Raw genomic sequence first — 21864 nt, forward strand, 5'->3', positions numbered from 1 at the left:
GTTTATATTAAAATAATGCAATCGTGATATTAATTCATTGAAATGAACTAATGCCAAAGTAAAGAGTTAAGTAACCTGATTTAGATCTGTTCCGGGAAAAATTCCCTATACGGGAACGGTTTCGGGAACGGTTGCGTAAATATATTGATTTTTTTCAAGATTAATTTTTGTATATCAACGAACCAATCATTAAACTAGACGAATGATTGCATGAGTTGCACTGACTGGTGCGTGCGATAATCAAGGAATTTTTCTATATTAACCTATCCAAGTTTGATGGAAACGAAATCACTTACTAATACACTGCCGGCTGCGTATTCTCAGAAAAGTATTTTGGAGAATCTTTTTGGTAAAGTTGTCGCTAATGGAGATTATTATGCTTTTCGTGAGTTGTTTACACATCATTACAGATCCCTTTGTAATTATGCCATGCGCGTTGTCGTGACCCGGGAAATTGCTGAGGAGGTGGTTTCAGATGTTTTTGTAAAACTTTGGAAGAACCGGGAGCAAATAGAAGTCCATACATCTTTCCAGGCATACATATACAGAGCAGTAAGGAATCAGGCGCTTGATTATTTAAAATTACGTATCCACCGCCAGTATGAACGGGAGTCACTTGACTCGGTTCAATGGAATCTTACCCATGCCGATCATTACACGCCGGTTGAAGAAATGGCTTTTAATGAATTCTACGAGCGTGTTGAAGGTTGCATACAGGATTTACCAAGACAATGCCAGATTATTTTCAGGCTGAGCCGTGAAGAAGGTTTACGCTACCGCGATATCGCGGAGCGCTTACAGATTTCTGTGAAAACAGTCGAAACGCAAATGAGCCGCGCACTGAAAGTATTGCGTGAAAGAGTTCCGGAACATCGGTTGGTCGCGTAGTTTGACTTCGGCTGTCAGCTATCGGCTTTCAGTTGGTCGATTTTTAAAATTGCTATAAGAAAACAACGTTTATAATTGAGGAAATATCGTAGAACATAGCAGTGTAGGGGCTATATTGGCATACCGAAAGTGAGACACTAAGGTATATGTAGTTCAATTAATTGTTATAACTAAATCTGTTAAAGCGGGAAGCCTCGGCGTTGATTGCCGAAAGCCGACTGCCGACAGCCATTAACATATGTCATTAGAACAAACTTGGCGCTGGTTTGGCCCAAATGATCCTGTTTCGTTACAGGATATTCGTCAGGCGGGAGCCACGGGTATTGTATCCGCATTGCACCATATCCCAAACGGAGTTGTCTGGGAAATCGACGAGATTTTGAATCGAAAAAATATAATAGAAGAGGCAGGGTTGACCTGGTCTGTTGTAGAAAGTGTGCCCGTACATGAAGCAATAAAAACGCGGACGGGTGATTTTGAAAAATACATCCGAAATTATCAACAATCATTGATCAATTTAGGAAAATGTGGAATTGACACGGTTTGTTACAATTTCATGCCGATTCTGGATTGGACCAGAACCGACCTTGATGCTCCTATGCATGACGGTTCAACAGGTTTGAGATTTGATGCAACGCAATTTGCTGCGTTTGACTTATATATTTTAAGGAGAGACGAGGCAGGAAGTCAATATAGTGAAGAGCAAAAATCTGCTGCGTTAAGCTGGCTGGAAAAGGCAAGCGGCGATGATGTAAATAAGCTGACCAGAAATATTATTGCCGGTTTGCCAGGTTCGGAAGAAAGTTTTACGATTGAAGAATTTCGTAAGGTTCTGGATACTTACAAGCATGTCGGTGATCTGGAATTACGCACGCACCTGTATCAATTTATTCAGGCCATCGCACCAGTTGCAGAGCAGGCAGGTATAAATCTGGCTATTCATCCCGACGATCCTCCTTATCCGATTTTAGGTTTACCGCGGGTTGTCAGCACCGAAAATGATGCCACTCTTTTGCTGGATGCATATGACAGCAAATCAAACGGATTGTGTTTTTGCACTGGTTCTTATGGCGTTCGCGCTGATAATGATCTTTCGGGAATGGTAAACCGTTTGGGACACAAAATTAATTTTATCCATTTAAGAGCAACCAGACGTGAACCGGACGGAAGTTTTTACGAAGCGGATCATTTGAATGGAGATGTTGATATGTACAGTGTTATGCATGCGCTGATCATTGAGCAAAAAAGAAGAATTTCCGAAGGAAGAAAAGATTTAAGAATGCCATTCCGTCCGGATCATGGCCACAGAATGCTGGACGATCTTTCCGCAACGAAGCGAATGAATCCCGGTTATACTGCCATTGGCCGGTTACGCGGACTTGCAGAATTGCGTGGTTTGGAAATGGGAATCAAAAGAAGTTTGGAATAAAATATCAAAAAAGACTGAAAGCTGAAAGCCGACAGCCGACGTAAAAATTCAGCAATGATCAATACAAACACGACCGCCCAGAAGACGTTTATTGACGAGGATTTTCTCTTACGCTCTGAAACAGCACGCATATTATACCATGACTATGCGAAGGAAATGCCAATTATCGATTATCACTGCCACCTTCCGCCAGATCAGATTGCAGAGGATAAGCAGTTCGAAAACCTGACGCAGATCTGGTTATATGGCGACCATTACAAATGGCGTGCGATGCGTGCGAATGGAATCAATGAAAAATATTGCACCGGAAATGCGGACGACTGGGAAAAGTTTGAGCAATGGGCGGCCACAGTTCCATATACCATGCGTAACCCGTTATATCACTGGACGCATCTGGAATTACTAAGATATTTTGATATTGATATTATCCTGAATAAAGATACGGCCCGCGAGATTTACGATGAATGCTCTGCAAAGTTGAAGCAGAAAGATTTCAGCGTACGTGGTTTGTTAAAACGTATGAATGTAAAAGTAATCTGTACAACCGATGACCCTACGGATTCACTACAATATCATAAGCAAATCAGGGACAGCGGTTTTGATATAAAGGTTTTGCCAACTTTCCGCCCGGATAAGGCGATGTTACTAATCGATTCTCCTGCTGATTTTCAGGAATATCTGAATAAATTATTTCAGGTTGCAGGCGTATCGAATGGCAGTACTTACGAAGATTTGCAGGCTGCGCTTAAAAATCGTCACGACTTTTTTGCGGAAATGGGTGGCCGCTTGTCTGACCATGGCCTCGAACATATTTATGCTTCATTTGACGAATCTGCTGCACGTACTGCACTATCAGAAACTTTGTCGGGCAAGACAAGTTCAGTTGAATTACGTACCGCTTTCAAGTCGGTTCTGCTTTATGATCTTGCTAAGATGGATCATAGCAAAGAATGGGCGCAACAGTTTCACCTTGGTGCACTGAGAAACAATAATTCCCGGATGCTTAATAATCTGGGACCTGATACGGGCTGGGATTCTATTGGCGATTACAGCCAGTCGCAGGCCTTGTCGAGATTTCTGAATAAACTTGATTCAACGGATCAGCTTGCCAAAACAGTTTTATATAACCTGAATCCGGGTGATAACGAAGTTTTGGCAACAATGACCGGAAATTTCAACGACGGAACGATACCCGGAAAAATGCAATTTGGCTCCGGCTGGTGGTTTCTTGACCAGAAAGACGGTATGGAAAAACAGATGAATGCTCTTTCTAATATGGGGCTTTTGAGCCGTTTTGTAGGTATGCTTACCGATTCGAGAAGTTTTCTTTCTTATCCGCGTCACGAATATTTCCGCAGAATTCTTTGTAACCTGATTGGGAATGACGTTGAAAATGGCGAGCTGCCGAAAGATATTCCGTGGTTAGGGAAAATGGTACAGGATATTTCTTACCACAACGCTAAAAATTACTTCGGGTTCTGATGGCTGCGAATTGTTTTTGAAAACCTTCTTGTAGAAAGCCGGTCTGATTTTGCAAATCGGCCGGCTTTTGGTATAACTTAGCAGTTAGTACTTTAATCCTATTCCGGCATTTAAAAAAAAGGAATGCTATCTTAACCAGTTCAGATTAAATTGAATAAGTAATTATGTCTAAAATAGTAACATTCGGAGAAGTATTAATGCGTTTGTCGACGCCGGGTTTTTCACGTTTCGAACAGGCGCGACAACTTGACGTTACCTATGCAGGCGGAGAAGCAAATGTTGCCTCGGCACTGGCATATTGGGGGCATCATACCGCTCACGTCACCCGCTTTCCTGATTCTCCAATTGGTCGCGCAGCGGCTCAATATCTTCATTTTCACGGTGTTGACATTTCAAATATTTTGTATGGAGGGCCTAGAATGGCCGTTTATTTTTTAGAAACAGGTGCCGCTTTACGTGCTAGCCAGATCGTTTACGACCGGGTAAATTCATCGCTTGCGACCATCGATCCGAATGAGCTAAACTGGGATGAAATATTGAAAGATGCCACCTGGTTCCACTGGGCTGGTATAACTCCGGCACTTTCCCAGGGAGCTGCGGACGCCTGTCTTGCCGGGATTGAGGCTGCGCGCAGAAAAGGAATAACAGTTTCAGGAGATATTTTTTACCGTGCCAATTTATGGAAGTATGGTAAAAAGCCTTCTGAAATACTTCCTGTCCTGACTGCCGGAACGGATATTGTCATTGCCAATCGTGAAAACATCAAGGAAATATTTGGTATTGACGGAAACGATTTTATTGAATCCTGTGTCAATTTAAAGAAAGCTTTTCCGCAGGTTAGCAGAGTTGTAGATACCAAACGGACTTCGTTGAGTGCAACGCATAATCTGCTCAGAGCATATCTTTGGAATGGAACAAGTGTTTTGGAAACGCCGGACATTGATATTAATCCAATTGTCGACCGGGTTGGGGGAGGAGATGCTTTCATCGCTGGCCTTATTCACGGTTTGATCTCTTTCAATGATGAACAAAAGGCACTTGAATTCGGTGTTGCTGCATCCGCATTGAAACATACGATCGAAGGTGATGCGCTGATTTCAACGGTTGCGGAAGTGGAAGCAATTCGTCAGGGCGAAACTTCCGGACGAATCAGGAGATAATAACTGAATGTATATAGCAATAAAACAATTATGGTTTGCAGCACGATCCAAACAGGATCTGGAAATTTTTGGAAAAAGGTGCAGCGCACCAAAATAATTGTAGCACCATAGTCAGGGAAATCTGGTGATTTAGGTGCAGCGCACCGTAATAAAACACGAATGTCGAAAATTTGAAAATAAATTATGGCAACAATAGATAAAGATACCACGATCATATTATTGAATGAAACCGGAATATTACCGCTTTTTTACCATGCAGATTTTGAGATCGCAAAAAAGGTTTTAACCGCAAGTTATAATGGCGGTGCCAGAGCATTTGAGTTTACTAATCGCGGTGCAAATGCTTATGAGGTTTTTGTTGAGCTTATCGCCTATGCGCTTGACAACCTACCCGGGTTGGCTTTGGGAATTGGTACAGTATATGACGGAGAAACTGCGCAGAAATACATTGATGCAGGTGCAGATTTCGTAGTGGCGCCTTTCACGAATCCGGAAGTCGGAGAAGTTTGTAAAAAAGCAAATATTCCCTGGATACCAGGAATTGCCACGTTAACTGAAATTTTTCACGCTCTAAAAGGTGGTGCAGAAGTAGTAAAACTTTTTCCGGGTGAAGTGGTTGGTTCTGCTTTTGTTAAAGCAGTAAAGGGACCAATGCCTCATGTGAAAATCGTGGTAACAGGCGGCGTTTCTCCAACAAAAGAAAGCATCGAAGAATGGTTTGGTGCCGGCGCTTATGGTGTCGGAATGGGGTCAAATCTATTCCCGAAAAATGTAATCAGTGAAGGAAATTATGCCTGGATCGAAGCGAAAGTTGCTGAAAGTATTGCTTTAATTAAGGAGTTTAGAGCAAATGTTTAAGATTAGATTGTCATGATAAAAAGCTCAATAGGCCATATCGTCTGTTGAGCTTTTGTTTTTAGAGCGGAGCAAAGAAATGGTCAGATTAGTATTCAAGAATATCGCTCAATCTTACCGAAAAATCTTCAAGTACATCATCACCAGTTAAAACTTCGTCGAAAGAATATGTCATGATTTCCTTCCCAGGCTGATAAACATATGTAATCTGCTTTTCGGTGGAAACAAGCCAGGCAAGTCTGACCCCGTTATCGATCCATTTTTGCATCTTCGCTTTCAGATCCATCAAGCTATCCGTTTCTGATTTTAACTCAATAATAAAGTCGGGAACTAGATACGGGAAAGATTTTTTCTCAGACATGGAAAGTGCATTCCAGCGTTCAATTCTGATCCAGGCAGCGTCGGGAACACGCATCGAGGAATCTGACAAAAAGAAACCACCGTTCGATTCCAATACTTTTCCAAGTTTTTTTCTTCTATTCCAAAGTCCTAATTCAGTGATAAGCTCACTGTTGTTAGAGCTGCTTAGCGCAAAAGTTGGTGTCATATTTATGAATAATTGACCTTGTTCATCACGTTCTACAAACAGATCGGGATTGGCGACGCTAAATGCAACCAATTCATCATCTGTAAAAGATCCAAGGGCCGGAATATTCAATGGAATGATCATAACCGTCTTTTTTTGTTTTATCAAATATAATAAATGTGCCTCACTATCACTAAATCCTTAGGCTCCCAAAAATTCCAGATGTTTCAATGCCGCGCGTAATTCTGCATAGGTGACGTCATCCGGTAAGGCTGCTTTTGCTTCATTCAGGGTTACTTGCTTATTTTCGATAAAATAATCGATGACCTTATTTATTTTTTCTTTCGGGAAGATATCAAAAATTTCCAGCTCTCCCGTTCCGATATAGTGTGCCAGGTGTATTTCAATTGTTGCAACTCCATAACCTCTTTCTTCCGCAATTTCCTCAATATTCTTCCCTTCGTGAAACATATCAAAACTGATTTTCCTGCTCTCAACTTTTTCCTTTTTAAGCGGAATCTCTATGGTTCCCTTATCAATCTGGTTTTGTTCGCAGTAAGCAATAACCATTTCGACCAATTCTTTTCCGAACTGTTTCACTTTTGCTTTACCAATACCTTTTACACTTTCAAGTTCCGGCAAAGAAGTTGGCAGCTTTTTAACCAATTCCTCCATGGCTTTCTGAGGTAAAATCATGTAGACAAAAACATCATGTTCCGTAGCAACATTGTTCCGCCAGTTTTTTATCGTTTTATAAAGCTCAGGATTTGGAATGTCTTTTGAAACCGGTGTCGCTGTTTTAGCCGCAACAGGACTTTTTGTACTTACCTTAAAATCAATTTCAGCATTCGACTTGGCTCTCAGATAATGAGAAGTATTGAATGTCTCCTTACTTGCCAGCATCACGGCACGTTTCATGAAAATAGCTTTCTGGAAGTTTTCCAGCGCCTGATCCGCCATCTTTTTTACGGCAGTATTGTCAGTTTCAATATCAATAGATCTGCTTTCCTGATATATTGACTGATCAATTTTATCAAAAAAGTAGACAGCCCCTTTTTGTACACGATCGCATAAAACTTCATTGTCTTCCGGCAAACCTGGCTCTGCAAAAAACTGGTTCAACTGATTTCTGAATTTGTCTGCAACATTGAAGATTTCCTGATCCGCCGCAGCCTTAATCAGTTTCATTGTCGTGTTGGCCGATTTATTGATAATATTCTCATGCTCGTCCAACACCCGATTGAGCCTGAAAGCGGCATTTTTCACCTCGCTGAAATCAAATAATTCTAACAGTAGCGATCGTTGGAAAACAATTTTTGAGTCGGTTAGTTGATCCGTATCCGGTTCGTTTGCGCTCGCTTCTTTAACATAAGCAGCGACAGTTCCGTCGGTTTTTACACTGTTTAGAGAAATTGGTGTTCGCAAAACCATTCCCTCAAAACTTTTGCAGCGGCTAAGTGCAACGTAAACCTGGCCGTGAGCAAATGAATTATTGGCGTCGATAATCGCCTTTTCAAAAGTTAATCCCTGACTTTTATGAATGGTTATCGCCCAGGCCAGTTTAAGCGGATATTGAGTGAAACTGCCGATAACCTGCTCATCAATTTCTTTCGTCTGTGGATTCAGTGCATATTTAATATTCTGCCATTCAGCCTTATGGACGTCAATCTCGGTATAATCTCCTTTGCATTTTACATAAATCGTATCATCTTCAAAACGTGTAATCGTTCCGATCTTCCCATTGTAATACAACTTATCCCGCGACGAATCATTTTTAACAAACATCACCTGAGCACCGATTTTCAGCTCCAGACTTTGTTCGGTTGGAAATGTTTCTTTGACAAAGTTATCAACAACCCTGGCCTCAAAAAATCTTGATTTTCCTTTCAGATCGGCAAGTTTACTGATATTAATCTCTTGGGCAGACTGGTTATGGGAAGTAAGCGTAATATATCCCTCGTCATCAGCAGGTTTGAAGTTCGGTATATAACGCTGGTTTAAAGCCTCCAAAGTCGCCTTATCCAGATTATTTTCACGGATTCGGTTTAATATATCAATAAAAAAAGTATCTGACTGGCGGTAAATATGTTTTAATTCTATGCGTACCGGTGCCGTTTGTTTTAAAGCATTACTACTAAAAAAATAAAAAGTATCGTAGTAAGGTTTAAGCATACTCCATTCCTGATCTCTTACAACGGGCGAAAGCTGATGTAAATCACCAATCATCAGTAGTTGTGTACCGCCAAAAGGTTTTCCTCTGTCTTTGTATCTTCTTAAAACCTCATCAATCCCATCCAAAGTATCTGCCCGGACCATACTTATCTCATCAATTACCAGCAGATCAAGTCCTTTGATCAGGTTGATTTTCTCAGTATTGAAGCGGCTATATCGTTGTTCGTTTGTATTACTTTCAGGAATATACGGGCCGAAGGGAAGTTGAAAAAAAGAATGGATGGTAACTCCGCCAGCGTTTATGGCTGCCACGCCGGTCGGCGCCACAATCGCCATTCTTTTACTTAAAGTCTTTTTGAGATTATGTAAAAAAGTGGTTTTTCCAGTTCCGGCTTTCCCAGTCAGGAAAATATTTTTATTGGTATAATGAACGAATTGAGCCGCTAATTCCAGTTGTGTGTTTTGCTCCATGACAGTGGGTTATTTACCGCAGAATTTTGCTTTCGGTTGATAAAGTAAATGTTGGAAACAGACTTTCCGCTCATCCATTTTTTATTTGTTTTCCGCGATCTTTTTGGTTTTTTGCATGCCGTAGTATCCCGGTGACAAATCATTTTACGCTTCACAAATATATCACAATGAAAAACACATTACTATTTACATTCCTTTTACTCATATCTTTTGTCGCACGTGCTCAAGATATTTCCGGACAGTGGTATGGAGTCCTGATACTTCCGGGTGCTCAACTGAGACTGGTACTTAATTTAACCAAAAACAACAATACCTACACAGCAACATTAGACAGCCCGGATCAGGGTGCAAAGGGAATTCCGGCCAGCGGCGTGGAATATTCCAATATGACTTTGACTACTACTTTTTCCAATATCAATGCGGAATATCAGGGAACACTGGACGCTGGAAATAGAATTAAAGGTATGTTCAAACAAAATGGCATGACATACCCATTGGAGCTCGGCCGCGAAGTTCTGGAAGGTCCCAAAGTTCTACGTCCGCAAGAGCCGGCTAAGCCTTATGCATACTATACTGAGGACGTTAAATTTGAAAATCAAAAGGAGAAAATTACGCTGGCCGGTACGCTCAGTTTGCCTTCAAAAACGGGAAATTTTCCGGTTGTAATTCTAATTTCTGGCAGCGGTCCTCAAAACCGGGACGAAGAAATTGCGGGGCATAAACCATTTCTGGTCATCGCAGATCATTTAACCAAAAACGGGATAGCTGTTTTAAGATATGATGACCGTGGAGCAGGGCAGTCGACCGGAGATTTTAATGTGGCGACTTCCGAAAACTTTGCGACTGACGTAGAATCCGCCATATCTTATTTAAAAACAAGAAAGGAAATTAATCTAAAAAAGATTGGCTTAATCGGCCATAGTGAGGGTGGACTGATCGCCCCGATGGTCGCAGCGGATTCTAAGGATGTAGCTTTTATCATTTTGCTTGCAGGGCCAGGAATTCCCGGGGATCAGATAATGACTAAACAAAATCGTCTGCTTGGAAAGGCTGGTGGTATGCCGGATCAAGCCCTGGATAAATCAGAGCAGATGAACAAAAAGATTTATGCAGTTTTAAAACAAAAATTAGATCTTGCTGAGACAAAAAAGCAGATTAAAGTACTTTTGGAAGAAGATCATAACAATGCACCAGCAGACCAGAAACTTTCTGATAGTGACATGGAGGCGGTAATTTCCAGAATGGTCAATTCAATTGTATCTCCATGGACTCAGTTTTTCATGACTTATGACCCGGCCAAGGCGCTGGAAAAGGTAAAATGCCCGGTATTAGCTTTAAATGGTGAAAAGGATTTACAGGTACCACCCCAAGAAAATCTTGAAGCCATTAAAATTGCACTTGAAAAAGGGGGAAACAAAAGTTTCACAACAAAGGAATTACCAAATTTGAACCATCTTTTTCAGGAAAGCAAGACCGGCGCGCCAAGTGAGTATGCAACAATAGAGCAGACTTTTTCACCAGCCGCTTTGACTGAAATAACAAACTGGATTGGTCAGAGTGTTAAGTAATTGTTCCCGATCGTACATTTTATCCCGGATTTTATTTTGTGTAAAATCCGGGATTTTTGTATTTTTCTGTTGGCAAAATGTTCTGGAAATTTTAATTGATATACTAGAAAAATGCTGATTCCCGCCCTCATCCTTTCAGTAGTATTTAGCTCGATGGCTTTTATTGTTACAAAAAGTAATGCCAAATTCATTCTTTCCGGTTACAATACCATGTCAGAAGCGCAGAGAGCTTTCGTCGATATTGACGCATATCTGAAATTTTATAAGCAATTCCATTTGTTTTTAGGTTTGTCTGTTTTAGCAGGGATGCTGCTGTTGGAGATGGTTGATAAAAACCTGGCTGGGGTTTTTCTTGGTATGTATCCGTTGCTGGCCTACCTCTATTTCATTGTAAAAAGCCAAAAATATTTTTCAGAAGTTAAAAATCAAAAAGTTGGAAATGTGATCGTTGTTGCTGTTTTGATTTTTGCAGTAGGTGGTGTGGGATACTTGTTTTTCAATGGGTTGAAGAATAGCGAAATTCAGTTAAACGCTGATAATCTCGAAATTACGGGAATGTATGGCGAGAAAATTGATCGGGATAAAATCCTTGGAACAAAGCTGGTTTCTGAATTACCGGAAATAAAAATCCGGTCAAACGGCTTTTCTGCGGGTGATTTCAGGAAAGGAGATTTCAGGACGAAAGACGGGAAAACAGTAAAACTAATTGTCAATAATACTGAAAAGCCGTTTCTTATGCTTAATACCGGGGAAGGGGAAATATATTTTAGCTCAACTATTCAGTCTTCGGAGGATTTAATGGGCAGGATTGAGAAATGGAAGAAGCCTTAATTGATTATTATTTTGCAAAATATATTGTGTATAAACTACACCGTTGTTATGTTTGCTAAACACACACTGATCAATATGAGCACTAACCGAAAGAAAATGTCATTAACGGAACTCGATGAACGTTTTGACAAACTTGAAAAAATGATGACCGAGATTACTAAAAGTAAACTCATTATCGCAGATAAAGAATATCATTTATCTGAATGGATCACGACTTCGGATTATGCAAAAAATAATGGCCTGGCAATCGCCAGAGTACATAACTGGATCACACGCGGCGTAATTCCATCCGACTGTTTGATTGCGGTTCCTGAGCTAAACCATCTGAAATTAATTAAAGATCAGGCATATCAGACAAGAGCTACAACGTAATGTTCTCCAACAAAAAACGACCCCTTCAGAATAATTGACGGGATCGTTTTATCTGAGAAAAAGAAAATTTAATTTATAATCGTCTCTTTTTTTGAAAGTAATTTTAAATTTTCGGTAACAGCATCGTTAAATCCTGAGAGTGCAGAAAGATCAGCTCCCCATAAATTTTGATCACTTAATACTGCGTTAACGAGCTCGGTTGGAGACTTTGCATTTTCCCATTTTTCTGCGAAATAAGCTGCAGAATCACAGCGGATTGGATATAATTCACCGTTTCTATCACCGGAATAAATTCCTTCAACCAGTTGCACAGGCTTCATGAATAGTAGAAATGCAGCGAATCCTTTGGCAAAAAGCGCCGGAACTTCACTGGATTGTTGATAATGATTTAACAGCGTAGGAATATTACGCATTTTCATTTTAGCAGTATACTGAACGGTGATATCAATTAATTGATGACGAATGAATGGATTTCTGAACCGGTCCAAAACCTGATTTCCGAATTCCTGCGCACGTGCCGGATCAACATCATAAGGGATTGCAGGCGCTAATTCTTTCAACATCACACCCGCAATGAAATCAGCGGTTTCCGGGTTTTCCATACTTTCCCGGACGGTATTAAGTCCGCTTAAAAAACATAAACCCGAAGCAAGAGTATGCGTACCGTTCAGCAGGCGTAATTTTAATTCGCGGAAAAGATCAATGTTTGGTTCGATCACCACACCTTTGTCTGCCTGGGCAAAACTTAATACCGATTTTACTTGGTCGCCGCCTTCTATCGCCCATAAACTATAAACCTCTGAAACGATCAACAAATCATCTTTATAACCGGACTTTTCCCTTAATTCAGTAACCGTTTCCGCGTCCGGTTTTCCCGGAACAATACGGTCAACCAGAGAATTACAGAAATGGTTATGTTTTTCCAGCCAACTAATAAAATCAGCACCCAAAGCATGCTGTTCAGCTTGTTTCAGAACGATTTCACGAAGTTTAGTACCGTTGCCAACAATCAGTTCAGTCGGAACGATGACCATTCCGGATTCTGCCGAGCCTGAAAATGCTTTGAAGCGTTCAAACAAAAAGGCGGTAAGTTTTCCAGGAAAAGAAACGGGAGGAGAAGCTTCTAAATTATCTTCAACAAACTGAATTCCGACTTCGGTTGTATTCGAAATCGCAATCTGCATTTCAGGATTATGAGCGCATTCAAGAATCTCAGCCCAGTGATTGCTCGCGGAAAGCGTCCTGCTGATCGCACTGTTTATAACCGTCTCATCAACCTGCTTTCCATTTTCGATACCACGAATACTGTGGGAAAAAATATTTTTCTGAGTTCCAAAAGCGTCAACGCCACCCTGTGAAGTTGATTTTACAACAACAATACGTCCATTAAATATATTCTGCTGATTCGCTTTATTCACGAAAAAGTCGGGGAGGCCGCGTAATAAAACGCCGGTACCAAACTGGATGATCTTTTCAGGTAAAGCGAGCAGTTTTTTATGGTCAGGATATAATTCAGGTCTTATTTCAATCAGTTCGGGAGAAAGCTGTGGTGCAGTCATTTTTATAAGTTTCTTGTTCGTTAGTATGACGTTGTTTCTTGAATTAAACCCCTAAAAAAAGAGGCACCGTTTGGATGCCTCTTTTACTATATAATTTCAGAACTATAAGATCGCGAAAAGTTGTTTTAAGCATTCAATGTTACAAAGCCGCTTTCTTCTTTCTCTTTCTTTTCATCAGGAAAAACGAAAGTTGTTGCTTTGTTCACTTTTTCCGGTAGAAGCGCAATAGCCAGCACTTCATCAACTTTATCCACATAATGGAATTTCAAATCCTGGATATAGTTTGCCGGTACTTCTTCAACATCCTTGCGGTTTTTCACGCACATGATAATCTCTTTCACACCAGCTCTTCTCGCAGCAAGAATTTTTTCTTTAATCCCGCCAACAGGAAGTACTTTTCCACGAAGCGTAATTTCACCTGTCATGGCCAGGAACGGACGGATACGACGCTGCGTAAAAATAGAAGCCATCGACGTTACCATCGTGATACCAGCCGAAGGACCATCTTTCGGAACCGCTCCGGCAGGAACGTGCACGTGCAAATCGTAGTGGTTAAATATGCGGTAATCGATATCCAATTCGTCGGAATGCGCTTTCAGATAAGAAAGTGCCGTGATGGCCGATTCCTTCATCACATCGCCAAGCTGTCCTGAAAGTGTCAAACCACCTTTTCCGCGACTTAAACTTGTTTCGATGAATAGAATTTCACCACCAACGGATGTCCACGCAAGGCCCGTAACCACACCTGCAAAATCGTTATCCTGATACAGATCTTTATCAAAAATTTCGGCACCAAGGAATTTTTCAACGTGTTCAATCTTGATTGTCTTAGGATATTCCTGATCCATCGCAACTGATTTCGCAATTTTACGGACAAGCGTTCCTACTTTTTGTTCAAGATTACGTACACCTGATTCCCGGGTATATCCTTCGATCACGCGAAGAAGTGCCGCATCGTCAAATTTAATGTCCGTTGCTTTCAAACCGTGATCCTTACGCTGTTTTGGCACAAGATAACGTTTCGCGATCTGCAATTTTTCTTCAATTGTATAACCCGTCATCTCGATAATTTCCATACGGTCGCGAAGTGCCGGATGGATAGTATCCAGTGCATTGGCCGTTGCTACAAATAGTACGCGCGAAAGGTCATATTCAACTTCAAGATAATTATCTGTGAAAGAAGAATTTTGTTCCGGATCCAAAACTTCCAGCAGTGCAGAAGCAGGATCGCCGCGGTAATCGGAGCTTACTTTATCAATTTCATCAAGAATAAAAACCGGATTTGCAGAACCCGCTTTTTTGATATTCTGGACAATTTTACCTGGCATTGCGCCGATATAGGTTTTACGATGTCCGCGTATTTCAGCTTCATCATGCACACCACCGAGCGCCATGCGGATATATTCACGGTTCAAAGATTTCGCAATGGATTTTCCCAAAGAAGTTTTACCTACGCCGGGAGGACCATACAAACAAAGAATTGGGGCTTTCAAATTACCTTTCAGTTTCAAAACCGCCAGGTATTCAATAATCCGTTCCTTTACTTTTTCTAAACCGAAGTGATCAGCATCCAGCACTTTTTGCGCACGGACAAGATCAAAATTGTCTTTTGTATACTCACCCCAAGGCAAGTCAACCAGCGTTTCCAGATAATTTAAGGTTACCGGATATTCTGGGGCCATCGGGTTAATGCGTTGCAATTTGGCAAGTTCCTTGTCAAAATGTAAACGGACCGTATCCGACCATTTTTTCTGGCTGGCTTTCGCACGGATATCATCCATATCGCGCTCCGGACTATCGATTCCTAACTCATCATGCAAAACTTTAATTTGCTGACGCAGATAATAATCACGTTGTTGCTGATCGATATCAGAACTTGCTTTCGACTGAATTTCACGTTTCAATTCAAGCATTTCGATCTCCCGCATCATATACTGAAGCAAAAGTGTCGCTTGTTTATGCCCGTTTCTTTCTTCCAGCAATCTTTGTTTATCGGCTACTTCAACATTAATATTTGAAGACAGGAAATGAATCAGAAAAACCGGACTTTCAATATTATCAAGTGCAATTCTTGCCTCCTGAGGAATTTCCGGATTCAGGCGCATAATCTTGTGCGCACCGTCGCGAAGCGATTGTAACAGCGCTTTCGATTCTTTTTTGGTAGGAGCAACGAAGGAGTCTTCAATAGCTTCTACCTCAGCAGTCAGGTATGGGTCTTCGCTTAAAATCTTTTTGATCTCAAAACGCTGACGCCCCTGAACGATGATTGTAACGTTGCCATCTGGCAATGTGATCATTTTGAGGATATGCGCAACCGTCCCGATCTTATGCAGATCATCCGCCGTAGGATCTTCTTTATTAGGTTTTGCCTGCGTGACAGCACCCAGAATCCGCATGTTGATATCCGAATTCCGATATATTTTCTTTACTAGACGAATAGCTTTCTGGCGTACTACGGTAACCGGAATTACCATACCCGGGAAAAGTACAGTTTGCCTGATTGGCAAAATGGCAAGCTCATTAGGTACTTCAAATGGTTCATCGGAGCCCTCAGGACCACCAAGGGGGACAATTTCAAGGCTATCTAAATCCGAATCGGACATGAGTAGCCGACTATAGAGGTCAGAAGGTTCAAATTTCATAGGCATTCTGTCATAATGACAGATAATCTTTTCCTAATTTATAAATAATGACTTTCAAAAGAAAGGGAAAACAAAAACAAAATAGCCGTGCCAATGTAATTATTGTCAGGCCGTTCTGCAAGTAACTCGCTTAAAGTGATTGTACTGTTTGTCCTTTTTTAAATAAAAAAGTTTTCGGGCCTGCCAGGGATTTTACGTTGGTCATATTGACTTGATCGTCAAATACATCCATTAAAATGCTGTTCTGAAGTTTCCATCCGACAGGATTATCAGTGAAAGGAATTTCCAGGTATACCCAGGTTGCGTCGGCTTCTTCTTCTTTGCCAAGATACTGGACTTCTGCTTTTTTCTGCGCGTTGGTCAGAATAAAATGTTTGCGGATGTACCGCTCAACGAATGGATTATTCAGATCGTTATTCTTGATCGTAAAGATCTTTTTGTTGTTGTCTTCTGAAATTCCCTTTTCAAGATCGTCTGTAAAAATACGGATACTGATTTGAAAAGATTTTCCAGGTTTGTCGTATTGCATTTGCGTAACGCTTACATGATATTCATGTTTTGGAGCAAACGCGCTTGACAAACAAAAGATAACAATCAGAAATGGCAGAAAAAATATCTTCAATGCAAACGTATAAGAAGATGTAAAATTTGTTAAAACAACCGGCCTCTGTTTGAGAGACCGGTTAGGAATATTTTTAGAAAACAGCTTTCCAAACATCGTTGAAAATTGCGAATGCCATTAGGCCAAGCAATAATACCATTCCCACTTTTTGGGCATTTTCAAGAAAAGCATCTGACGGTTTACGGCCTGAAATAATTTCATAGGAAAGAATTACAGCGTGACCTCCATCAAGTGCCGGAATTGGTAAAGCATTCATAAATGCCAAAACCATGGAAAGAAGCCCTGTCAAATACCAGAAACGGCTCCAATCCCAAACTCCGCCAAACATTCGCGCAATACCAATCGGACCGCTTAATGCTTTTGAAGCCGAAACCTCACCACGGAATATTTTACCAAAACCTTTAACATTATTGAAAACTACGGCGAAAGCATTTTCCGTACCTTTAGCCATTGCCTGGCCCAATGTATAATTCACGGTTGTGAACGAAAGAAGACTTTCAATGCCTATACCAATAGTACCTTCCGCCGAAACTTTGACATTTACATCTTCCTGTTTGCCATCCCTTAGTATAACAAATTTTGCAGTCTGGTTTTTCAGGCTTGGGAGCTGAGCTTGTAATTCGTGATAAAAGTTAATTGGAGCGCCATTGATAGCCACGATCTTGTCGCCTACTTCCAGTCCGGCTTTTTCAGCTGGCTCGCCTGGGGCTAATTCTGCAATTTTAAAAGGTCTTGCAGGTCCAATGAAATTTCCTTTCTCTTCCGGATCTGATAGTTTTTCGATAAAGTTGTTAGGTATATCGATATCAATTTCCTGTCCATTACGGTTTACGGTGTACGAACTATTACTGCCTAAAAATACATCTGAGCCAATAACATCATTGAAATCTGTAAAAGATTTTCCGTTGACCTTAACAATTTTATCTCCTGTTTTCAGACCAATCTGTTTCGCAAGATCACCTGCCACAATACCGTATTTATTCACTTCTTCTTTCGAAAGAACCTTTTCGCCGTCCTTGTAAGCAATAACGATAAAGATAAATACACCGACAATAACGTTTACGATAATACCGCCAAGCATTACTATCAGTCGCTGCCAGGCTGGTTTCGAACGGAATTCCCATGGCTGAGGCTCTTTGTTCATAGCTTCGGTATCCATTGACTCGTCAATCATACCCGATATTTTCACAAATCCACCCAGTGGAATAGCGCCAATTCCATATTCTGTTTCACCTTTTTGTATACTCCATATTTTCGGAGGAAATCCGATAAAGTACTTTTCCACACGCATACCAAACATTTTAGCGGCAAACATATGCCCCCACTCATGCAATCCCACCAAAATAGACAAACCCAAAATGAGTTGTCCGGCCATAATTAAGATTTCCATTCAGGTCTTTGAAATAATTGAAAATAAATAATGGAAAATTGAAAAAATAAACTGCCTACCTTATGTGATCTACAACTTACGATTTCAAATATTAAACTTTTACTTTTCTTGCTAATACAAATAAACGTAATCTCAAACAGTAAAGTTACGTAAATAGGATAATTTCATTTAAAAACCTTTTACAAACGGTACTTAGGCACATATTTACACTTCTATATCAATACCCATCATACGCATTAATTCGGAAGCGTTGAACGATTTACAAATGCCGTGGTGCAGATGGTAATCAAATTTGAGCTGGCCGTTTTCTACGTCTGAACGGAAATGGAAATTTTGCACGTAATTTTCATTTGCTCCCCATTCTCCCAATTCCAGATCATGTGTCGAAACTAGCCCGGCAGCATTCTTCTGGTGCAATTGGCGAATCAACGCTTCTGCGCCTTTGTGGCGGTCCGCTGAATTTGTTCCTTTTAAAATTTCGTCTAAAAGATAAAAAACAGGAGATTCAGTTTTTTCGTCCGCCAGTTCCAATAGTTGGCGCAAACGTTTAAGTTCGGCATAAAAAGAGGAAGTGCTTTCTTCCAGAGAATCCTGGGTACGCATACTGCTGAACACGCGAACGGGCGCACACGAAAATTTTGCAGCAGAAACAACAGCTCCCATTTGTGCCAGAACCAGATTGAGACCGATAGTTCTCAAAAATGTACTTTTTCCAGACATGTTTGAGCCTGTTACCAAAATGGTATGGCCCAATCCGTTCATATTAAAATTATTGCTCACCCGTTTTTCTTTCGGAATAAGCGGATGTCCCATTTGGGTTGTTTCTATGTAAACATCTTTTTGCCAGGTTACCTGCGGCATGGTATGCTCCGGATAAGCAAAAGCATTTCCAGCCAGACTATTCATTGCTTCTGTGTCTGCAAGCACATCCAGCCAGCTGTTCAAATGATCTTTATTTTCAGTTTTCCATTTTTCAAGACCAGCAAGACAATGCATATCCCACATGGTGGTAATCCCGATAAAAATGGCAAAAAACGGGTGATTTCTATAATCAAGTCTTTCAAATAAAACACCGGCTTTTCTGAGAGAATGCGCAGAACCGCGAATCAATGTCTGGCGTTGTTTCCACCATCTTGAACGGTAAGGGGCGGCGTCAGCAATATCCAGCAAGTCGGCATAAGCAGCCAGTGTGAAACCCAGCGCAGTGGTGCGATTTACCAGACCTTGCAAAACTTCCTGGTAACGTTTAAGGATCACCAGATGCCAGACAAGGCTCACAATCAATAGCCATGCAGGAATTAATCCCGCATAAACCAAGCCTCCGATAGCCAGGGTAACCAATGGGAAAAAGCGCCAGTTCAGCGATTTTTTCAAAGAATCTGGTAATATTTCTGTGGACCAGTCGCGAAAAGCAGTAACCTGTTGGGCAGCGTGCTCATGTAAAAGCGCCGTCGCTTCCCAGGATTGCCGGAGCTCTGGATTGATCTTAAATTCTTCAACGGCTTCCTGGCGCATCAGGATTTCTTCCAATGGTGCGTGATTTTTTAGCCAGTTTGCAAGTCTTCTTGCACCTTCCGAAGTTCTTGTCCGGTTTAGTAAACGGTATAAAGAGTAGTCGCCAAAAATATCCAGATCCGTTGCAAACGAATGATTTTTTTCCTGAAAATGAATTCCGGTATCTTTTCTTTTAAAACGGAAAACAAGGCGCTCAATTTCATCATCGTTGATCGTCTGAAGATTGCGTTGGAAGTTACGTTTTGTTTTGGCAGCTTGCTGAAGGCGCATTAAAGCCAGAAATAGTATCGTAGCAATGGCCGTTCCAATTCCCCAACTGGATTGTCCGGTATTATTCCAAAGCCATGCTGTCCCAAAGATGCTAAGGAAAGCAGTAATTCGTCCAATTGCGAGCAAGTTGAAACGCTTCTGCGCAACGGTTTCTGCTAATTTTGCTTTTTGAAGTTCAGTTTCAAAAAATGTGTGTGGGTTCCTAATTTCCTTTTGATTATCCATCAATGGCTTTCAGCGGTTTCGAATTGTAATTTAATCAGGCTCGCATATAAGCCGTTATTCAATAACGATAATTCCTGATGCGTACCCGATTCCGCAATCTGGCCTTCTTTGATCACGTATATTGAATCGACCATTCGGATGGTTGCTAAGCGGTGTGCGATCACGATCGTCGTACGGTTTTTCATCAGATCATTCAATGCTATCTGAACAAGTTTTTCTGATTCTGCGTCCAGAGAACTTGTCGCTTCATCCAGTATCAAAATTTTCGGGTCTTTCAGAATTGCTCTGGCGATGGCTATTCTTTGACGCTGTCCGCCTGATAATTTAATACCACGCTCACCAACCACCGTATCAAATTTTTCAGGGAATGTGTCAATAAATTCCGTGGCATAAGCCTTTTTGGCGGCCTCTAAAATTTCCTCTCTTGTCGCTGATGGCTTTCCGTAAGCTATATTCTCATAAATCGTTCCTCCAAAAAGCATAACTTCCTGCGGGACGATCGCAATATTTTTCCTTAACTCAGAAATTCCGTAACTATTTATTGACTTTCCATCAATCAGAATATCTCCTGACTGATGATCATAGAACCGCATAAGCAATTGAATGATCGTCGATTTTCCAGCACCGCTATACCCAACCAAAGCGATTTTTTCTCCTGCTTTGACATGAAAGGAAATTCCTTTCAACACAGGAAGATCAGCTCTTGACGGGTACGAAAACTGTACGTTCTGATAGGAAATGTCTCCGGCCATATGCACTGCCGAGGTTTTTGCAGATTCTTCAACCGAGACCTCAGAAGTTTCCTGAAGCAGCTCGAAAATTCTTTCGGATGCACCAACCGTTTTATTAATCTGGGCATACAAGTCGCCCATGCCGCCGATGGAAGCGCCAATAAATGTTGTATATAAAATAAATGTAAACAAGTCTGACAGCGACATATCGCCTGATTGAACCAGTCCGGCTCCAAACCAGATCACACCCACGATACCTCCGAAGATGGCGAAGATGATGAACGACACAAATCCTCCGCGAAAGGTTGCCGCGTGAAGTGCAAGTTTTACAACACGTCCCAAAGCCGTTTCATAACGGTTAACTTCCAGATGTTCATTCGTAAATGCTTTTACGACATTAACAGATTGAAGCGTTTCTTCAACGATTACGTTCGCCGCAGCTAATTCATCCTGCGCCTTTTTGGAAAGACGACGAATGTATCTTCCAAAAAACATAGCAGCAATGACCAAAATGGGGAAAGTACCCATCATGAACAATGTCAGCTTCCAGGAAGTATATGATATAATCGCGATCCCAACGACCAGCGTAGCAACCTGACGGAAAAACTCGGCAATCGTAAATGACAAAACTCCTTCCAGCTGCGAAACATCGGAAGTTACGCGGCTTGTCAGCTCACCAACACGGCGTTGTTCCAGAAATCCAAGGGGAAGCGTAATGATTTTGCTATACGTATCACGGCGCAAATCGGCCATTGCTCTTTCGCTCACGCGGGTAAAGAGAAATATTCGCAGGAAAGAAAATATGGATTGAAAGACCAGAACAAGGATTAAAAATCCGGTTATCTGGTTAATCGTGTAGTTGGATTTACCTTCAATAACTTCAACAATGCTTCCGACAAGTTTCGGAAAAGCAAGGGAAGTAAAAGTTGAAAGTGTCAGGAATACCATCCCGACGATGAAAATCCATTTATATGGAAGTATGTAACGAAAAAGGGCGAATGTTTTTTTGAGTCCTTCCCAACTAATTTTTCTTACCGCAAAAGGAGATTCTCCTTCTCCTTCATCACTATTTCTTCTTTTGGCCATTACAAAAAGGAATTCGACACGCGTTTACTTAATTTATTCCTGAATATTCTTCAACATGAGATTTTAACCT

General features: G+C 41.1%; 16 protein-coding genes. 8 read left to right on the forward strand and 8 right to left on the reverse strand.

The genetic code is table 11. The features are described from left to right. Positions 1-276 precede the first annotated feature (276 nt). The 5 genes from L0657_RS18885 (at position 277) to L0657_RS18905 (ending at position 5817) form a co-directional block, all read left to right on the forward strand. Positions 277-888: an RNA polymerase sigma-70 factor gene (locus L0657_RS18885; protein ID WP_235152314.1), complete on the forward strand. Its 612-nt coding sequence runs from the start codon at positions 277-279 to the stop codon at positions 886-888. 238 nt (positions 889-1126) lie between these two features. After that, a complete protein-coding gene (uxuA, locus tag L0657_RS18890; RefSeq protein WP_235152315.1) occupies positions 1127-2317 on the forward strand; it encodes a mannonate dehydratase in 1191 nt (396 codons plus the stop codon). Between the two features lie 54 nt (positions 2318-2371). Next, positions 2372-3799, forward strand: a complete 1428-nt coding sequence (uxaC, locus tag L0657_RS18895) for a glucuronate isomerase (protein WP_235152316.1) — start codon at positions 2372-2374, stop codon at positions 3797-3799. A gap of 164 nt (positions 3800-3963) precedes the next feature. Continuing rightward, positions 3964-4959: a sugar kinase gene (locus L0657_RS18900; RefSeq protein WP_235152317.1), complete on the forward strand. Its 996-nt coding sequence runs from the start codon at positions 3964-3966 to the stop codon at positions 4957-4959. A 183-nt stretch (positions 4960-5142) separates the two neighbouring features. Further along, positions 5143-5817, forward strand: a complete 675-nt coding sequence (locus tag L0657_RS18905) for a bifunctional 4-hydroxy-2-oxoglutarate aldolase/2-dehydro-3-deoxy-phosphogluconate aldolase (protein ID WP_255717913.1) — start codon at positions 5143-5145, stop codon at positions 5815-5817. A gap of 85 nt (positions 5818-5902) precedes the next feature. Here L0657_RS18905 and L0657_RS18910 read toward each other — a convergent pair whose 3' ends face one another. Both L0657_RS18910 and L0657_RS28000 read right to left on the reverse strand, forming a co-directional pair. Next, positions 5903-6484, reverse strand: a complete 582-nt coding sequence (locus L0657_RS18910) for a Uma2 family endonuclease (RefSeq protein ID WP_235152318.1) — start codon at positions 6482-6484, stop codon at positions 5903-5905. A 57-nt stretch (positions 6485-6541) separates the two neighbouring features. Continuing rightward, positions 6542-8983, reverse strand: a complete 2442-nt coding sequence (locus L0657_RS28000; protein ID WP_304488740.1) for a helix-turn-helix domain-containing protein — start codon at positions 8981-8983, stop codon at positions 6542-6544. Positions 8984-9150: 167 nt separating this feature from the next. Between L0657_RS28000 and L0657_RS18930 the strand changes: the two genes are divergently transcribed. The 3 genes from L0657_RS18930 to L0657_RS18940 all read left to right on the forward strand — a co-directional run bounded on the left by L0657_RS18930 (position 9151) and on the right by L0657_RS18940 (position 11754). Next, positions 9151-10551 carry a S9 family peptidase gene (locus L0657_RS18930; RefSeq protein ID WP_235152319.1) on the forward strand — a complete coding sequence of 467 codons (1401 nt, stop codon included), beginning with the start codon at positions 9151-9153 and terminating at the stop codon, positions 10549-10551. 111 nt (positions 10552-10662) lie between these two features. Next, positions 10663-11382, forward strand: coding sequence for a DUF3784 domain-containing protein (locus L0657_RS18935; protein ID WP_235152320.1), 720 nt, complete (start codon positions 10663-10665; stop codon positions 11380-11382). 75 nt (positions 11383-11457) lie between these two features. After that, positions 11458-11754, forward strand: coding sequence for a hypothetical protein (locus tag L0657_RS18940; RefSeq protein WP_235152321.1), 297 nt, complete (start codon positions 11458-11460; stop codon positions 11752-11754). Between the two features lie 68 nt (positions 11755-11822). Here the strand turns inward: L0657_RS18940 and L0657_RS18945 are convergent, their stop codons facing one another. The 6 genes from L0657_RS18945 to L0657_RS18970 all read right to left on the reverse strand — a co-directional run bounded on the left by L0657_RS18945 (position 11823) and on the right by L0657_RS18970 (position 21794). Next, complete coding sequence (locus L0657_RS18945; protein WP_235152322.1) at positions 11823-13313, reverse strand: tagaturonate reductase; 1491 nt, start codon at positions 13311-13313, stop codon at positions 11823-11825. Between the two features lie 125 nt (positions 13314-13438). Further along, on the reverse strand, positions 13439-15916 hold the full coding sequence (gene lon, locus L0657_RS18950; RefSeq protein WP_235152323.1) for an endopeptidase La: 2478 nt from the start codon (positions 15914-15916) through the stop codon (positions 13439-13441). Between the two features lie 169 nt (positions 15917-16085). After that, positions 16086-16673 (reverse strand): DUF6702 family protein, encoded by a 588-nt coding sequence (locus L0657_RS18955; protein WP_235152324.1) that lies wholly within the window; start codon positions 16671-16673, stop codon positions 16086-16088. Continuing rightward, the gene (gene rseP / locus L0657_RS18960) at positions 16651-17967 is read right to left on the reverse strand and encodes an RIP metalloprotease RseP (RefSeq protein WP_235152325.1); all 1317 of its coding nucleotides are present in this window, start codon (positions 17965-17967) and stop codon (positions 16651-16653) included. The genes L0657_RS18955 and rseP overlap by 23 nt, the downstream gene beginning before the upstream one ends. A gap of 204 nt (positions 17968-18171) precedes the next feature. Beyond that, on the reverse strand, positions 18172-19977 hold the full coding sequence (locus L0657_RS18965) for a MutS family DNA mismatch repair protein (protein WP_235152326.1): 1806 nt from the start codon (positions 19975-19977) through the stop codon (positions 18172-18174). Further along, positions 19977-21794 carry an ABC transporter ATP-binding protein gene (locus tag L0657_RS18970; protein WP_235152327.1) on the reverse strand — a complete coding sequence of 606 codons (1818 nt, stop codon included), beginning with the start codon at positions 21792-21794 and terminating at the stop codon, positions 19977-19979. The genes L0657_RS18965 and L0657_RS18970 overlap by 1 nt, the downstream gene beginning before the upstream one ends. Positions 21795-21864: the final 70 nt, after the last annotated feature.

Origin of the sequence: Dyadobacter sp. CY345, from assembly GCF_021502725.1 — a bacterium.
Lineage (GTDB): Bacteria > Bacteroidota > Bacteroidia > Cytophagales > Spirosomataceae > Dyadobacter.

Coding starts and splice junctions, on each gene's coding strand:
- lon (WP_235152323.1), bottom strand. CDS start 15,916: ATGTCCGATTCGGATTTAGATAGCCTTGAAATTGTCCCCCTTGGTGGT.
- L0657_RS18900 (WP_235152317.1), top strand. CDS start 3,964: ATGTCTAAAATAGTAACATTCGGAGAAGTATTAATGCGTTTGTCGACG.
- L0657_RS18945 (WP_235152322.1), bottom strand. CDS start 13,313: ATGACTGCACCACAGCTTTCTCCCGAACTGATTGAAATAAGACCTGAA.
- L0657_RS18930 (WP_235152319.1), top strand. CDS start 9,151: ATGAAAAACACATTACTATTTACATTCCTTTTACTCATATCTTTTGTC.
- rseP (WP_235152325.1), bottom strand. CDS start 17,967: ATGGAAATCTTAATTATGGCCGGACAACTCATTTTGGGTTTGTCTATT.
- L0657_RS18955 (WP_235152324.1), bottom strand. CDS start 16,673: ATGTTTGGAAAGCTGTTTTCTAAAAATATTCCTAACCGGTCTCTCAAA.
- L0657_RS18935 (WP_235152320.1), top strand. CDS start 10,663: ATGCTGATTCCCGCCCTCATCCTTTCAGTAGTATTTAGCTCGATGGCT.
- L0657_RS18965 (WP_235152326.1), bottom strand. CDS start 19,977: ATGGATAATCAAAAGGAAATTAGGAACCCACACACATTTTTTGAAACT.
- L0657_RS28000 (WP_304488740.1), bottom strand. CDS start 8,983: ATGGAGCAAAACACACAACTGGAATTAGCGGCTCAATTCGTTCATTAT.
- uxuA (WP_235152315.1), top strand. CDS start 1,127: ATGTCATTAGAACAAACTTGGCGCTGGTTTGGCCCAAATGATCCTGTT.
- L0657_RS18905 (WP_255717913.1), top strand. CDS start 5,143: ATGGCAACAATAGATAAAGATACCACGATCATATTATTGAATGAAACC.
- L0657_RS18940 (WP_235152321.1), top strand. CDS start 11,458: ATGAGCACTAACCGAAAGAAAATGTCATTAACGGAACTCGATGAACGT.
- L0657_RS18885 (WP_235152314.1), top strand. CDS start 277: ATGGAAACGAAATCACTTACTAATACACTGCCGGCTGCGTATTCTCAG.
- L0657_RS18910 (WP_235152318.1), bottom strand. CDS start 6,484: ATGATCATTCCATTGAATATTCCGGCCCTTGGATCTTTTACAGATGAT.
- L0657_RS18970 (WP_235152327.1), bottom strand. CDS start 21,794: ATGGCCAAAAGAAGAAATAGTGATGAAGGAGAAGGAGAATCTCCTTTT.
- uxaC (WP_235152316.1), top strand. CDS start 2,372: ATGATCAATACAAACACGACCGCCCAGAAGACGTTTATTGACGAGGAT.